Origin of the sequence: Mesorhizobium sp. M0159, assembly GCF_040322295.1 — a bacterium.
In the GTDB taxonomy this organism is placed as follows: domain Bacteria; phylum Pseudomonadota; class Alphaproteobacteria; order Rhizobiales; family Rhizobiaceae; genus Mesorhizobium.
In genome coordinates this window covers 85,727-100,546 of sequence record NZ_JAMYTF010000008.1, presented here as the reverse complement: position 1 = coordinate 100,546, position 14,820 = coordinate 85,727, and the positions used below count along the sequence as shown (strand labels likewise).

16 protein-coding genes are annotated in these 14,820 nt (G+C 63.2%); 10 read left to right on the top strand and 6 right to left on the bottom strand.

Features of this window, described 5'->3' with window-relative positions:
- The first annotated feature begins 378 nt into the window (after window positions 1–378).
- The 4 genes from NKJ32_RS11225 (at window position 379) to NKJ32_RS11210 (ending at window position 4,125) form a co-directional block, all read left to right on the top strand.
- Window positions 379–552 carry a hypothetical protein gene (locus tag NKJ32_RS11225; RefSeq protein WP_352755054.1) on the top strand — a complete coding sequence of 58 codons (174 nt, stop codon included), beginning with the start codon at window positions 379–381 and terminating at the stop codon, window positions 550–552.
- Window positions 553–643: 91 nt separating this feature from the next.
- Complete coding sequence (locus NKJ32_RS11220; protein ID WP_352755052.1) at window positions 644–2,158, top strand: efflux RND transporter periplasmic adaptor subunit; 1,515 nt, start codon at window positions 644–646, stop codon at window positions 2,156–2,158.
- A gap of 7 nt (window positions 2,159–2,165) precedes the next feature.
- Window positions 2,166–2,909: an ABC transporter ATP-binding protein gene (locus tag NKJ32_RS11215; protein ID WP_352588246.1), complete on the top strand. Its 744-nt coding sequence runs from the start codon at window positions 2,166–2,168 to the stop codon at window positions 2,907–2,909.
- A 37-nt stretch (window positions 2,910–2,946) separates the two neighbouring features.
- Window positions 2,947–4,125 carry an ABC transporter permease gene (locus NKJ32_RS11210; RefSeq protein WP_352640830.1) on the top strand — a complete coding sequence of 393 codons (1,179 nt, stop codon included), beginning with the start codon at window positions 2,947–2,949 and terminating at the stop codon, window positions 4,123–4,125.
- A 146-nt stretch (window positions 4,126–4,271) separates the two neighbouring features.
- Here NKJ32_RS11210 and NKJ32_RS11205 read toward each other — a convergent pair whose 3' ends face one another.
- The 5 genes from NKJ32_RS11205 to NKJ32_RS11185 all read right to left on the bottom strand — a co-directional run bounded on the left by NKJ32_RS11205 (window position 4,272) and on the right by NKJ32_RS11185 (window position 7,699).
- Window positions 4,272–4,745 carry a DUF992 domain-containing protein gene (locus NKJ32_RS11205; protein ID WP_023675329.1) on the bottom strand — a complete coding sequence of 158 codons (474 nt, stop codon included), beginning with the start codon at window positions 4,743–4,745 and terminating at the stop codon, window positions 4,272–4,274.
- A gap of 124 nt (window positions 4,746–4,869) precedes the next feature.
- Window positions 4,870–5,727, bottom strand: coding sequence for a tetratricopeptide repeat protein (locus tag NKJ32_RS11200; protein WP_352755050.1), 858 nt, complete (start codon window positions 5,725–5,727; stop codon window positions 4,870–4,872).
- 161 nt (window positions 5,728–5,888) lie between these two features.
- Window positions 5,889–6,161, bottom strand: a complete 273-nt coding sequence (gene rpsU / locus NKJ32_RS11195) for a 30S ribosomal protein S21 (RefSeq protein ID WP_023675331.1) — start codon at window positions 6,159–6,161, stop codon at window positions 5,889–5,891.
- 263 nt (window positions 6,162–6,424) lie between these two features.
- Window positions 6,425–6,811 carry an SET domain-containing protein gene (locus tag NKJ32_RS11190; protein WP_352755047.1) on the bottom strand — a complete coding sequence of 129 codons (387 nt, stop codon included), beginning with the start codon at window positions 6,809–6,811 and terminating at the stop codon, window positions 6,425–6,427.
- A gap of 129 nt (window positions 6,812–6,940) precedes the next feature.
- Complete coding sequence (locus tag NKJ32_RS11185; RefSeq protein WP_352755045.1) at window positions 6,941–7,699, bottom strand: SDR family oxidoreductase; 759 nt, start codon at window positions 7,697–7,699, stop codon at window positions 6,941–6,943.
- Between the two features lie 196 nt (window positions 7,700–7,895).
- Here NKJ32_RS11185 and NKJ32_RS11180 point away from each other — a divergent pair, with 196 nt between their 5' ends.
- Window positions 7,896–8,636: a hypothetical protein gene (locus NKJ32_RS11180; protein ID WP_352588231.1), complete on the top strand. Its 741-nt coding sequence runs from the start codon at window positions 7,896–7,898 to the stop codon at window positions 8,634–8,636.
- A 46-nt stretch (window positions 8,637–8,682) separates the two neighbouring features.
- Here the strand turns inward: NKJ32_RS11180 and NKJ32_RS11175 are convergent, their stop codons facing one another.
- Complete coding sequence (locus NKJ32_RS11175) at window positions 8,683–9,057, bottom strand: YrdB family protein (RefSeq protein ID WP_352755042.1); 375 nt, start codon at window positions 9,055–9,057, stop codon at window positions 8,683–8,685.
- 200 nt (window positions 9,058–9,257) lie between these two features.
- Between NKJ32_RS11175 and NKJ32_RS11170 the strand changes: the two genes are divergently transcribed.
- The 5 genes from NKJ32_RS11170 to NKJ32_RS11150 are packed head-to-tail and all read left to right on the top strand — an operon-like array spanning window position 9,258 to window position 14,799.
- A complete protein-coding gene (locus tag NKJ32_RS11170) occupies window positions 9,258–10,511 on the top strand; it encodes a sarcosine oxidase subunit beta (protein ID WP_352755039.1) in 1,254 nt (417 codons plus the stop codon).
- Window positions 10,511–10,933 (top strand): hypothetical protein, encoded by a 423-nt coding sequence (locus tag NKJ32_RS11165; RefSeq protein ID WP_023675337.1) that lies wholly within the window; start codon window positions 10,511–10,513, stop codon window positions 10,931–10,933. Before NKJ32_RS11170 ends, NKJ32_RS11165 begins: the two co-directional genes overlap by 1 nt.
- An 8-nt stretch (window positions 10,934–10,941) precedes the next feature.
- Window positions 10,942–11,238: a sarcosine oxidase subunit delta gene (locus tag NKJ32_RS11160; RefSeq protein WP_292519105.1), complete on the top strand. Its 297-nt coding sequence runs from the start codon at window positions 10,942–10,944 to the stop codon at window positions 11,236–11,238.
- The gene (locus NKJ32_RS11155) at window positions 11,235–14,228 is read left to right on the top strand and encodes a sarcosine oxidase subunit alpha (RefSeq protein WP_352827571.1); all 2,994 of its coding nucleotides are present in this window, start codon (window positions 11,235–11,237) and stop codon (window positions 14,226–14,228) included. The genes NKJ32_RS11160 and NKJ32_RS11155 overlap by 4 nt, the downstream gene beginning before the upstream one ends.
- Entirely contained in the window at window positions 14,221–14,799 is a 579-nt protein-coding gene (locus tag NKJ32_RS11150; RefSeq protein WP_352755035.1) for a sarcosine oxidase subunit gamma, read from the top strand. Before NKJ32_RS11155 ends, NKJ32_RS11150 begins: the two co-directional genes overlap by 8 nt.
- Window positions 14,800–14,820: the final 21 nt, after the last annotated feature.

The following is a 14,820-nucleotide window of genomic DNA, read 5'->3' as shown; positions in this document are numbered from 1 at the left end:
GCCGCAGAGGGCCCTTCATCCGAAAGAGTCTTGTCACCCGAAAGAGTCTTGGGAGGCCCGGCGGCTTAAAGCCGTTGCTGGCGGCCTCATAACTTCCGCATCCCCCACAGCATAATCGATCGAGCCGAATCGAGGGCTTTGTTGCGCCCTCATGCTGCCGACCAGTGCCAGAGATGGCCTGCGCAGCACACTCTAGCTCTGGCAAAATCGGAGGAGAACATGATTATTGGATGTAGATGTAGTGGTTTAAAGGTGGCCGCGGCTGCGGCTTTCATGGGTGGGGCATTGTTGCTTGGAACAGGCGGAGCGCTAGCGCAGACCTGTCCCGGCGTATCGCAGACACAGTGCGAAGACTTCTGCGCCGCCGGGGGATCCACGGTGGCGTCTTGCACGAAGACCGGCGCCACTCCCGACTGCGTATGCACGGAGACCAAGAAGGATGTGAATGGCAATGCATTCGGCACGGTAACGCAGGATACGGCTGAAGGCCAAGGCAACATTGGCAACAAGACCGAGACGGCCTGCGAGGGTAATCCCGGCCACTGCAAGTAGTAATATCCGAAATTTCGAACAAACATCTATGTATTTGGCTGTTGACGGGTTTATTCTATAGGTTTGTAGAATTCCTCTGCGGCACTGCCAAGTGCAGATTAAAGAGCTGGAAGGGATTACCTTTCCCTTCCGGCTCAGAGGTGGTCAGAACATGATGCGCAGCGTTTTGTTCGTTACGGTAATCCTCGGCGCGGCGGTGACGCCAGGGAGTTCGATGGGACCGACGTCATCGGCGACTTCCGGCCAGGTTTTATCGGCCTTCAATAATCTCTCAGCTCTCCTCAAGCCGTCCTCGATCAGGCCCGATACCCCCGCCTTTCGCTCGCAAGCGGTGGAGCGCGGCGATATCGTCACAACGGTGCAGGCGGCTGGCACGCTGAACGCGCTAGTTATGGTGGAAGTCGGTTCTCAGCTCTCGGGTCGGGTGAAGGAACTCTATGTCGACTTCAACTCCAAGGTCACCAAAGGCCAGGTGATAGCCCGGGTTGAGCCGGAGATTTACGAAGCGAGAGTAGCGCAAGCCCTTGCCGAACGGGAGATGGCGCAAACGCAGGTTTCGGTACATCGGGCGCAAATCGAGCGGGCCAGGGCAGAGATGGAGACCGCCGAGGCCAGATATGATTCTGCAGCCGCACAGACTACACGCGCCGAAATCGCGCTCGATGGTGCGGCGCAGGAAGTGAACCGCAAACGTTCCCTGGCTAAGCAGAAGATCATCGCGGTGGGTGAATGGGAGCGGGAGAATACCGCGCATAATTCTGCCAAGGCGCAGGCGACTGCCGCCCAGGCCGAGGAACTGTCGCAATCGGCAGTCGTTCGAGCCGCCAAGGCGACCCTCAACATGGCAGAAGCGGAGCTCGCCAACACGCTTGCCCAGGTGAAGCAGAAGGAAGCGGTGCTTCAGCAGGCCCAAATTGATCTTGACCGCACCTATGTACGCGCGCCGGTCACCGGCACGGTGGTCAATCGCGCCGTCAGTGGCGGTCAGACCCTGGCGGCTAGCCTGCAGACCCCGATACTGTTCACCATAGCTCAAGACCTGACTGAGATGCAGGTGGAAGCTTCTGTGGTGGAAGCCGACATTAGCCGTTTTGCGCTCGGGCAGCCGGTTACTTTCACTGCCGATGCCTATCCCGACCGAATTTTCACCGGCACGGTAAAACAGATACGCAAGGCACCGCAGGTCGTTCAAAACGTCGTCACATACATAGTGGTGGTCGGTACGCAAAATTCCGATGAGCTGCTGTTGCCCGGCATGACCGCCAATCTGAGCGTGGTAATGGCTAAGCGACATGGGGTCTTGAAAGTGCCCAATGCGGCCCTGCGTTTTCGGCCGCCGAGTGATACCGGGGACGTGGCGCGATCGACCGCGCCGGCCATTGCCAAAACGGGCGTAGAGGCGGGAAGCCCGGGCGAGGTATTTGTATTTGGGCCAGACCGCGAGCCGAAGCTTGTTTTGCTCCGGCTTGGAATCACCGACGGTCGTGCAACAGAGGTGCTGGCAGGCGACCTGACTGAGGGGCAGCAGGTCATTATGGGGCTTGCCACTGCTCCGCGTCGGGACGATGACGCGTCTTCCGTCCTGGTCAAGTTCCGGTTGTGGTGAGGTATCCATGGCTCTGATTGACGTCGACCGGCTGCGCCATTGCTACCGTGTTGGCGGAGAGCCGGTGTGGGCGCTCGAAGGGGTGACCATGACGATTCAACGAGGCGAATTCGTCGCGGTGATCGGATCTTCAGGATCGGGCAAGTCTACCTTCATGAACATACTGGGCTGCCTCGACAGTCCGAGTGAAGGCCGCTATCGGCTGAACGGGGTAAACGTCGGTGGACTCCATCACGATGAACTCGCTGCGATCCGCAATAGGAACATCGGTTTCGTGTTTCAGTCGTTCAATCTGCTGCCGCGGGCCAGCGCACTAGAAAATGTGGAACTGCCGCTTGTCTATCGCCGCATGTGGGCTGGTGAGCGGCGGCGCGCAGCGCTGGCGATGCTGGCCAAGGTAGGGCTCGCCGATCGGGCCAGACATACTCCTGCCGAACTCTCGGGCGGACAACAGCAACGCGTTGCCATTGCCCGCGCCCTGGTGACGGAGCCTTTACTTTTACTGGCCGATGAACCCACTGGTGCGCTCGACAGCCAGACAGGGCTGGAGATCATGGCAATTTTCCGCCGACTCAATGGAGAGGGCCTGACCATTGTGCTGGTCACCCATGAGGCTGAGATAGCTGCCCATACGGATCGCATTGTAGCCTTTCGAGACGGCCGCGTTCTGTCAGACACCCCTGTCATACAGCAGGTCCGACCTTTGGATGACACTCGCCGTCTAGCGCTGGCGTACAACAATGTCCGGTAGCACAAGAACCGCCCTGCGATCATTACGCTCCCATCATATGCGCAGCGCGCTCACCATGTTGGGCATCATCATCGGTGTGGCCGCTGTCGTGGTGATGATCGCGATCGGGGTTGGTGCGCGCGAACGGATCACTGCGCAGATCCGCAGCCTCGGCGCCAACCTCATCAGCGTCAGTCCGGGCAGTGCGAAGATGGGCAGCGTGCGGCTTGGGGCCGGTGGCGCGCCGCGGCTGAGTGAAGAGGACGCGGCGGCGATCGGAATGGAAATCCCCGGCGTCGTGGTGGCGGCGCCACTCCTCTACGCCCGCGAGCAGTTCACGATCGGCTCCGCCAATTGGCAAGGCGTGCTTCGCGGCGTGACGCCGGAATATTTCTCAGCGCGCGAGTGGAGGGTTATTGCCGGGCAGGAGATGACCCCGGAGGACAACAACCGCGTCGCCAACGTGGTGCTCCTCGGAACGACGATGCGGGAGAAGTTGTTCGGAAAAGCCGATCCGCTGGGCGCCGCGATCCGCATCCGCGACGTGCCGTTCACGGTGATCGGACTGCTGGAGCGGAAGGGCCAGAGCGTGTGGGGCGATGACCAGGACGATGTGGCACTTGTGCCGCTGAGGACGGCGCGACGTCAGTTCATTGGCACGAGCCGTGCCAATCCGACCTTCGTACACAACATCACCGTCAAGTTCGCCGATTGGACCTCGGCCGAGGACACGATGGCAGCGATCCGCCAACTCCTGTGGCAGCGTCACCGGTTGCGGACGGGTCAGGAAGACAGCTTCATGGTGAGCAACCTCGCCGAAGCTGCGAATGCCGAAGGTTCGACCACACGCGTGGTGTCGCTGCTGCTTTCGGCGGTGGCCTCAATTTCGCTGGTCGTGGGCGGGATCGGCATCATGAACATCATGCTGGCGACGGTGACGGAGCGGGTCCGCGAGATCGGACTGCGGCTTGCGGTGGGCGCGCGACGGCGAGATATCCTTGCCCAGTTTCTCGTTGAGGCAGCAACGCTTGCCCTGCTCGGGGGTATTCTAGGTGCTGGTATTGGGATTGTTGCTGCAATCGCCCTTGGGTCTATCGCTCAATGGCCGGTGATCATCGATCTCAGCGCCGTCCTGCTGGCTATCGGCTTTGCCGCGGCTGTAGGCGTCTTTTTCGGCTACTATCCCGCCCGCAAGGCCGCAAGCCTACAGCCGATCGAAGCGCTGCGCGCAGAATGAGTTTGGCGCCACCGCGCGATCATCGGTCAATTTCGAAGCCGCAAGGCGCCCAATCAAAAGGCTGCCACGCGCCGGCGACTACGCGACGCGGAACCGTCCTATCCCGGCGCATGATGAAAGGCCACGGCCGTATTTGCCAGAGGCCGCTATTTGAACGAATGGATCAGGTCCAGCGAAGTGACGGCGACCGCCAGGTTGACGCCGGTCTGTGCCTGGACACTGAGCGGCTGCAGCGAAAAGGCGCTGTCGAGGCCGCCGACCAGGAGATTGGCGCCGCCACCGGTGACCACGCTGGCCTCGGCGTTCACGCCATAGTAGCTGCCGGCAAGGTCACCTTCATCGTGGTTGCGGGTCGCCGCCAGAACCGCCCATACCAGCTGGCCCTGATGCGTCCGGCCGACATCGACGCCGAGCTTGGAAATCACCCCTGTATAGACTTCGGAGGGGCCGCCACGATGCGGACGAAAGACACAGGAAACACCCTTGTTGGAGGTGACGAGATAGGCTGTGCCGCCGTCGATGGTGCAGTCGAGCACGCCGAGCTGGAGCTTGCTGGCGCTGGCGGGAGCGGCAACGACGGTCGTGGCGAGAGCAGCGGCACAAGCGAGTTTCTTGATCATGGCAGGGTCCTTTCGAAATTGCCTTGTACAAACGGCTGAGCACGCCGAGCGTTCCGCCGAAAACTTGGCGCCAGCAAGGCGAAGCTAAACGCAGGGTTGTCGGAGTGCGGAAACGGAGGCCCGATTAACCGGCCGCTGAGCCGGCACTGGTGCGGGCCAGGCCGTCCTTGGCCGGCTGGTAGGTCGGATTGAGGTGCACGGCTTCGCGGTAGGATTTCGCGGCCCTGACCTTGTCGCCGCGCCGCTCGTAGATCAACGCCTGGTTGGACCAGGCCTCGGCATTCTTGCCGTCGAGCTTGATGGCCATGTTGAAGTCGGCGAAGGCATTGTCCTCGTCGTTCATGGCAAGGTAGGAGAGGCCGCGCCCGTTGTAAGGCTCGGAGGCATCCGGCGCCAGCGAAATGGCGGTCGAGAAATCCTCGATGGCAAAGGCGTGCTGGCCCTGACTCTGGTAGATCAGGCCGCGATTGTGATAGGCGCGCGCATCGGTCGTGTCGAGCTGGATGGCTTTCTGGAAATCGTTGAAGGCTTCCTGGACCCGGCCCGCCCTGCGGTAGAGATTGCCGCGGCCGATATAGGCGGCGTCATAGTTGGAATTGATCTGGATCGAGCGGTTGTAGTCGGCAAGCGCGCTTGCCTGATCACCGAGGAAGCGCTGGATGAGCGCCCGGTTGGAATAGGCCTGGTAGAAATTCGGATTGAGCTGGATGGCGGTGTTGAAGTCCTTGAGCGCCGCCTGGTACTGGCCGCCGCGGCCATAGGCCGAGCCGCGCACATTGTAGGCTTCCGGATCCTGGGGGTTGCGCTGGATCACCGCCGACAGTGAGGAGATGTTCTCGGTCGAGGCTTGCGCCTTGTCGATGTTGTTGAACTCGCCGGTCGGAACGCTCTGGCAGCTGGCAAGCGCCATCCCGGAAAGCAGGGCTGCCGTCAGGGCGAGGCCGCGCCACGCGGTTCTGCGCTCTACGGTGATTGCGTCCATGTCTGCCCTGTCCTTACTGCGCCGTCTGGTCCGTTCCCCCTCCGAACCGGCATCTCTCCCAACCGGTCCTCTCGGACCGGATCGAACTCACAACAAAAAGGTGGCGGCGATTCCGCATCGCGCCACCTTGGATATCCTTGGAAAAGGACGAAAAATTGACGTCAGAACCGCGGCGGACGCGGAGCACCGGCACCGGCAGCACCGGCCGCGACCGGACGCGGCGTCATCGGCAGCAGGCCTTCACGCTGGGCGCGCTTGCGGGCCAGCTTGCGGGCACGGCGCACGGCTTCCGCCTTTTCACGGGCGCGCTTCTCGGAGGGCTTTTCGTAATGTCCGCGCATCTTCATTTCGCGGAAGATGCCTTCGCGCTGCATCTTTTTCTTGAGCGCGCGAAGCGCCTGATCAACATTGTTGTCGCGGACGAGTACCTGCACGTGCAATCCTGTCTTTCGGTTTGAAATCAACAGGCAAGCGGCCATAGCCGCAAGCCTCCGCGGCGCGTTACACCACGAATTGGGGCGGCTGATAGCAGAATCAAGGGGCGCTGTCCACAGCCGATTGAGAGGCGGTGCCGATCCCGAAACGAGAAACCCGCCTCGGCGGCGGGTCTCTGGTGAATCAGCACCATACGCAATTTAGTAGCATAGCTGCCGGCACAAAGCAAGAACAAAATTCGCCTTGGGTCAGATAGGCGCGGCTATGCCGTGTCCAGGTGGAGCTGCTCGAAACCCTCGAAGAACTCGCCGTAGTCGCAGGTTATCTCCTCGCCGGCGGCGATGTCGCGGGTCGCGGTGGCCCCGCCATATTGCGAAAAGTCGGTGTTCGGCTTGTCGGCGTGGTTCATGAAGCGGCCATTGTCGACCTCATAGACCATGAAGCCCGGCCGGTCCGGACTGGGATAGGCATATCTGTCGAGCAATTCCTTGAGGTGCGGCGGCGCCGTCTCGTATCTTTCCATCGGGATCAGCCGGTCGAAGTCCGGATCGAGCCGCCAGATCTGCGCCCCTTTCCGGATCGGCTCGGCGGCGAACACGCCGACGCCTTCGATTGCGCTTGCAGCGATATACGTCCTGATCAGCAGCATGTTTCCAACCCGTTTTCGAGGAGAAGACGGAATCGTCAAATCGCCGGGAAAAGCAAGACCGGTTTTTCCGGCATTGCGGCTGGCGGGCTGACATTGCGGCTGGCGGGCCGACGCCAACCGCGAAACGCTTCACGTGCGGGTGATCGAGACACCGCCGTCGGCGAACAGTGCCGTGCCGGTGGTGAAGCTCGATGCATCGGAAGCCAGGTAAAGCGCCGAGCGGGCGATCTCCTCTGGCTCGGCGACGCGCTTCAAGGCATGCAGGTTTTCGACGAACGCCCGCGATTCAGGTGTGTTGAATGTCGCCGAAGGCGTGTCGGTGCCGCCCGGCAGCAGCGCGTTGACCCGGACGCCCTTGGCGCCAAATTCGGCGGCCAGCACCTGCGTCAATCCGATCAGTCCGGCCTTGCTCGCGGCATAGCTGGTCATGCCGGGCATGCCGAGCGTGTGGCCGACGAAGGTCGAGGTGAAGATCAACGACCCGCCGCCGCGTTCGACCATCGCCGGCACCTGGTATTTCGCGCCGAGAAAGGCGCTGGTCAGATTGGTATCGAGCGTCTCGCGCCAGCCCTTCAGCGACAGCTCAGAAACCGGCCCCATCCTGCCGACCGAGCCGGCATTGTTGAAGGCGATGTCGAGCCCGCCGAATTTCTCGACCGCCAGGTCGACCAGGACTTTCGCGTAGGCTTCGTCGCGGACGTCGCCGGCAAGCGCAATGGCGGTGCCCTCGGCGTCTTCGATTTCGGCAACCAGCGCATCGAGTTCCGCCCGGCGGCGGGCGGCGACGACGAGCCTGGCGCCTTGCTCGGCAAAGAGTTTTGCCGTGGCGCGGCCGATCCCGGAACTGGCGCCGGTGACGATGGCGACCTTGTTGGTGAGTGCGAACATTTTCTGCATCCTTTTTTCGCGCCGGCTCTGGCCGGCAATCGGGATGCTTGGTCGCAAATCGGGGCGGCGCGAGCCACCCGATACCTGCGCTGCCCTCGACAGCCCTTCTTGACGTCCGCTTGCCACCAGGCTACGGATCGTCATCCAAAACTCGCGGGTGGACGCGCCACCCATTCCAATGACCCCCCAAGACATAATGAGCAGGTTGTTGGCCCCCGGCTTCGAGGGCGACAGCGAGTTGACGTCCGCCCTTCAATCGGAATTTGGCAAAGGCTTTCCGATAGAAAATCTCCGGCCGCTGCTGACGTCCGGCAACCTTCATACCCAAGCCGCCGCCGCTTTCTTGGTGGCCGAAGCCAGTCCCAAAACAAGCTACAAGATGAATTGCGTTGTCGCGGAAATAGCCGATCTGCTCGACAGCGAATCTTCGGGCATCCGGTGCGACGCGATCGAGGCGCTTCTAGGGTGCACCACGCCTGCGGACGGCACCATTCTCGGCCGCGTGATGCTGCGGCTGGATGACGAACATGCCGGCGTTCGGTGGAGGGTCGTCCAATTCATCTGCCTTGCACAGCGCTGGCAGCTAAGGCTTGCGGTGGAAAATGCCGCCGCGCTTCGTCTGGACTCAGCTTTCACGACACTGGTCGACGCCTATGGTCACTATGTCATGCCGAGTTCCAAGGACCTGCCACGGTTACTCGAACATCCGGATGCGGTTTTGCGGCGCTTTGCGGCGGCAGTGGCGATCAGGCCACGCGAGGTGATCGTCGAGCGCTTCGTTGCCATGGCGGAGCAGTCGAACGACGCGGAAGTTCGCAAAATCGCGGCCGATTGCCGTGAGGGTTATTTGCGATCGATCTATGCAATCGGGCCGTGCATCGTGAAGCGTGCTCCGGCTGACCCAACGAAAAGCGAAGCTCAGAACAGCGACCAGTGAAAGCACGGCGCAAACGGCAAGCGCCGTCGCAAACGGTGCAAGGCCACTATTGCCTAAGCAGCCAGCCGAGCCGATCGAGCGAAAATGCGTAGCTGACGGCGATCAGCAGGGCGACGGCCATGCCGGCCGTCGTGTAGCCGGCCAGGTGGAATCCGGCAGCGCCGCCGAACAGGATGACGAGTTCGAGCACCAGCCGCAAACCGCCCGGCACCGGAACCGGTGCCCGCCCCGAGCGGCTCGGATCGTTCGGCACCGCGAAGACTCCCCAGAGCGCGGCGGCAACGAACGGCAATGCCACGGCAAGGATCCAGCGCCACATGCCCGCTGAGAGGCTCCAGCCCGCCATGCCGAGGCCGAGCAAAGCGGCGAGCTCCAGCAAGAAGCGCAATGTCAGATTCCACCAGACGTTACCCACCGCCATAATCCTCCGATCGTCAGGCGACGGATAGCGGTGGAAGGCAATTGCATCAACCTGCCCGGATGCGGCTTTTTCACCACGGCGCAAAACGGCAAGCGCCGTCGCAAACAGTGCAAGGCTGGCAGCACGGTTTCGCTAGTGATACAAGCTCGCGCGCCGGGGTTGGCTGATCTGCCCGGCCGCCATTTGCGAGGCCTGCGACGTTGAAGAAATACTCGGTATTCGCCATCGCCCGCGAGGCCATGCGCGGCCATAAGGGTTGGGAGGAACAGTGGTCCTCGCCGGAGCCGAAGAAGGAGTACGACGTCGTCATCGTCGGCGCCGGCGGCCACGGCCTGGCCACCGCCTATTATCTCGCCACCGTGCACGGCATCACCAATGTTGCGGTATTGGAAAAAGGCTGGCTCGGCGGCGGCAATACCGGGCGCAACACCACCATCATCCGCTCGAACTATCTCTACGACGAGAGCGCCGGCATCTACGACCATGCGCTGAAGCTGTGGGACGGGCTCAGCCAGGAGCTCAACTACAACGTCATGTATTCGCCGCGCGGCGTCATGATGCTCGCCCACAACATCCACGACATCCAGGTGCTGAAACGCCACGTCCATGCCAACCGGCTGAACGGCATCGACAATGAATGGCTGACGCCGGAGCAGGCCAAGGAATTCTGCCCGCCGCTCAACATTTCGCCCGGTGCGCGCTATCCGGTGATGGGCGCCTCCCTGCAGCGCCGCGGCGGCACGGCGCGTCACGATGCGGTTGCCTGGGGCTATGCGCGCGGCGCCTCGGCGCGCGGCGTCCACATCATCCAGAATTGCGAGGTCACCGGCGTCAAACGGGCGCCGAACGGCGCGGTCACCGGCGTCGAGACGACGCGCGGCTTCATCGGCGCCAGGAAGGTCGGCGTGGTTGCCGCCGGGCACTCATCGGTGATCATGAACATGGCCGGCGTGCGCATGCCGCTGGAAAGCTATCCGCTGCAGGCGCTGGTGTCGGAGCCGGTCAAGCCGGTGGTGCCTTGCGTGGTGATGTCGAACACCGTGCATGCCTATATCTCGCAATCCGACAAGGGCGAGCTCGTCATCGGCGCCGGCACCGACCAGTATGTCTCCTATTCGCAGACCGGCGGGCTGCACATTTTGCAGCATACGCTGGACGCCATCTGCGAGATGTTCCCGATCTTCACGCGCATGAAGATGCTGCGCTCATGGGGCGGCATCGTCGATGTGACGCCGGACCGTTCGCCGATCCTGGCCAAGACGCCGGTGCCCGGCCTCTATGTCAATTGCGGCTGGGGCACAGGCGGCTTCAAGGCGACGCCGGGTTCGGGCCATGTCTTTGCCCATACGATCGCCAGGGACGATCCGCACCCGATCAACGCGCCCTTCACCATCGAGCGCTTCCGCACCGGCCGCCTCATCGACGAGGCGGCGGCGGCGGCGGTGGCGCACTGATGATGACCGAGATGGCCGTCGCCATGCCGCTGATGCTCGCCGGCGAGCAAGGCCTGTTCCATATCCCCACGCCAGAGGAGGTGCGCCTGCAGCCCATCAGCCGCGCCGGCAATGAAGCGGATTGGCCGTTTTCCGTCGACGAGGGTGTACTCGCCTGCGCCTGGAGCGCCGGTCAGAGAGTGGTCACCTTTATGGAGAACCGGCCAGCCGATCTCGAGGAAGGCGAAAAATTCGAGCGGCGCTACGTCATCGTGACGACCGAACCGATGACGCTTTCGGTCGGCAATATGGCGTATCGCGACCTTTTCCGCCCGGTAGCCAGCATCGAGGAGCGCATCCGGCTGGTGGCGCCCTTCGTGACGATGGGCCAGAGGCTTTGCGACCAACCTGCCGGCGCTCGCGTCGGCCACGGCGAACTGTAGGACCAACCATGCTTCTCATCCGCTGCCCCTATTGCGAGGAAGAGCGTCCGGAGCTCGAATTCCGCAACGCCGGCGAGGCGCATATCGCGCGATCCCCAAACATCGCCGGCGAGAGCGACGACGATTTTGAAAAGTTCTTTTTCATCCGCTCCAATCCCAAGGGGATCATCTATGAGCGCTGGCGGCACATGCATGGCTGTGCGCGGTTCTTCAATGCCGTGCGCGACACCGTCAGCGACAGGTTCCTGATGACTTACAAGGCCGGCGAACCGAAGCCCACCAAGCTGCCGGGAGCCGCCAAATGAGCGCCACGTTCCGCATTGCCGGCGCCGGGCGGCTCAAACAGGCAAAGATAGCTGGCTTCAGCTTCGACGGCCGCCCCTATACCGGCATCGAGGGCGATACGTTGGCCTCGGCGCTGCTTGCAAACGGCGTCCATCTCGTCGGCCGCTCGTTCAAGTACCACCGGCCGCGCGGTTTTCTGTCGGCCGGCGCCGAAGAGCCGAACGCGCTGGTCGAGATCAAGCGCGACGCGGCACGCAAGACGCCGAACGTGCGTGCCACGGTGCAGGAACTCTATGACGGATTGACCGCACAGTCGCAGAACCGCTGGCCGTCGCTCGCTTTCGACATCGGTGCCGTCAGCAGTATTGCCTCGCCGATGCTTTCGGCCGGCTTCTACTACAAGACCTTCATGTGGCCGAAGGCCGCGTGGAAAAACCTCTACGAGCCCAAGATCCGCGCCGCCGCCGGTCTCGGCGTCGCTCCTGACCAGCCGGATCCCGACCACTATTCGGCGCGCTTCGCCCATTGCGAGGTGCTGGTGCTTGGCGGCGGTGCCGCGGGCATCGCAGCGGCATTGGCCGCGGCCGAGACCGGCGCGCGCGTTATCCTTGCCGACGAGCAGGCGGAATTCGGCGGCAGTCTGCGCTTCGAGAGCGGCGCGAAGATCGAAGGCCAGGACGGCTTTTCCTGGGCGCAATCGGCTCTCGCCAAGTTGAGCGCGATGGACAATGTCCGCGTGCTGCCGCGTACCACGGCCTTCGGCTATTACGCGCAGAATTTCGTCGGGCTGGTCGAGCGCGTCAGCGACCATCTGCAGAACCCCGGCCGCGACCTGCCGCGCGAGCGGCTGTGGCAGGTTCGCGCCAAACGCGTGGTGCTGGCGACCGGCGCCATCGAGCGCCACATGGTGTTTGCCGACAACGACCGGCCGGGCATCATGCTGGCGTCGGCGGCGCGCACCTATCTCAACCATTACGGCGTCGCCGTCGGCAGGAATATCGGCGTCTATACGGCGAACGATTCCGCCTATGCGGCGGCGATCGACCTGAAAAAGGCCGGCATCAACGTGGCGGCGATTGTCGACCTGCGCGACAACCCGACCGGGCCGGCGATCGACGAGGCGAGGGCGCTCGGCATCGAGGTCAATTTCGGCCGCGCGGTGATCCGCGCCGGCGGCAAATTGCGGGTGTCGTCGATGACTGTGCAGCCGAAGAATGGCGGCGGCGAGCGCACCATGCCGGTTGACGCGATTCTGATGTCGGCCGGCTGGACGCCATCGGTGCATCTGTTCTCGCAATCGCGCGGCAAGGTCGCCTTCAATGACGAGACCAAGCGCTTCGTGCCCGGAATTTATGCGCAGGACTGCGTCTCGGTCGGCGCCTGCAACGGTACCGACGGGCTGTCGGCGACGATCGACGAGGCCTATGCAGCGGGCGCCAAGGCGGCCAAGGACGCCGGCAGCAGGCCGGCCAAGGGCACCAAGCCGAAGGTCGACGCCGGCGAGAGCTGGTCGCGCGGCATGCTGGGTGCAGCACCCGGTGCCGGATCGGATACGACGGTCAAGGCCTTTGTCGACTTCCAGAACGACGTCACCGCTAAGGACATCCGCCAGGCAGTGCATGAGGGCATGCGCTCGATCGAGCACGTCAAGCGCTTCACCACCAATGGCATGGCGACCGACCAGGGCAAGACCTCCAACATGCACGGCCTGGCGATTGCCGCCGAGACGTTGGGCAAGCCGATCCCGCAGGTCGGGCTGACGACGTTCCGCGCGCCCTATACGCCGGTGACATTCGGCTCGATCGTCGGGCACGCGCGGGGTCCGCTGTTCGACCCGACCCGCAAGACCGCGATCCATCCCTGGGCCGAGCGCCAGGGCGCTGTATTCGAGGATGTCGGCCAATGGAAGCGCGCCTGGTATTTCCCGAAGCCGGGCGAGGACATACATGCCGCCGTCGACCGCGAATGCGTCACGGTGCGCAAGACAGCCGGCCTGTTTGACGCCTCGACGCTGGGCAAGATCGAGGTGGTCGGGCCGGATGCGGCCAAATTCATGGAACTGCTCTACACCAATCCATGGGAGAAGCTCGAGCCCGGCCGCTGCCGTTACGGCATCATGCTGCGCGAGGACGGCTTCATCTATGACGACGGTGTCGTCGGCAGGCTTGCACCCGACCGTTTCCATGTGACGACGACGACCGGCGGCGCGCCGCGCGTCATGAACCATATGGAAGACTATCTCCAGACCGAGTTCCCGCATCTCAACGTCTGGCTGACCTCGATCACCGAGCAATGGGCGGTGATTGCCGTGCAGGGACCGAAGTCTCGCGACATCATTGCGCCGCTGGTCGAGGGCATCGACATGTCGGATGAGGCGCTGCCGCATATGTCCGTGCGCGAAGGCCGGATCTGCGGCGTGCCGACCAGGCTGTTTCGCATGTCGTTCAGCGGTGAGCGCGGCTTCGAGGTCAACGTGCCGGCCGATTACGGCGAGGCAGTCTGGGAAGCGCTATGGGCCGAGGGCCAGAAGCATGGCGCCTGTGCTTACGGCACCGAGTCCATGCATGTGCTGCGCGCTGAAAAGGGCTACATCATCGTCGGCCAGGATACCGACGGCACGGTGACGCCGAACGACGCCGGGCTCGACTGGGCGGTCGGCAAGAAGAAGACCGACTTCGTCGGCATTCGCGGCATGGCGCGGCCGGATCTGATCGCCAAGGGCCGCAAGCAGCTTGTCGGCCTGAAGACCAGGGATCCCAAGGTGGTGCTGGAGGAGGGCGCGCAGATCGTGGCGGACCCGAAGCAGGCAATCCCGATGAAGATGATTGGCCATGTCACCTCGAGCTATTGGTCGCAAAATTGCGGCCGCTCGATCGCGCTGGGGCTGGTCGCCGGCGGCCGCGATCGCACGGGCGAGACGCTCTATGTGCCGATGCCGAACGGGGTGATCGAGGTGGAGGTCACCGGCATGGTGTTCTTCGACGAGAAGGGGGAGCGCCTCAATGGCTAAGGCCGCTTTGAAAACCGACGCCGCCGGACCCTCAGTCGAACGCCGTCCGGCTCTCGCCGGCCAGTCGCTTTCCGCCGCCGGCGTTACACTTGCCGTGCTGCCGCCGGCCGAGCGCATATCGCTGCGCGCGCCGGAAGCCTCGATTGCGGCTCTTTCGAAAGCGCTCGGCGTCGTCCTGCCGCAAAGGCCGAAAACCTCGGCGGCAAAGGCCGGACGCACGGCCTTGTGGCTCGGGCCGGACGAATGGCTGGTCATCGATGAGAGCGGCAAAGATCCACTCGTCGATTGCGCCAAGATTTCCGAGCTGCATTCGGCGGTCGGCATCTCGCACCGCAACGTCGCCATATCGGTTACCGGTCCGGCTGCCGCGACGACGATCAATGCCGGCTGCCCGCAGGATCTGTCGCTCGGCGCCTTTCCGGTCGGGGCGGCGTCGCGCACCATTCTCGGCAAGGTCGAAATCGTGCTCGTGCGCACGGCGGCCGACGCGTTCCGCGTCGAATGCTGGCGTTCCTTTTCCGATTATGTCTTTACTTTTCTGTCGGAGGCAGCGCGCGACGCGGCAGCATAGGCATGTTCGCCGCGCCCGGCC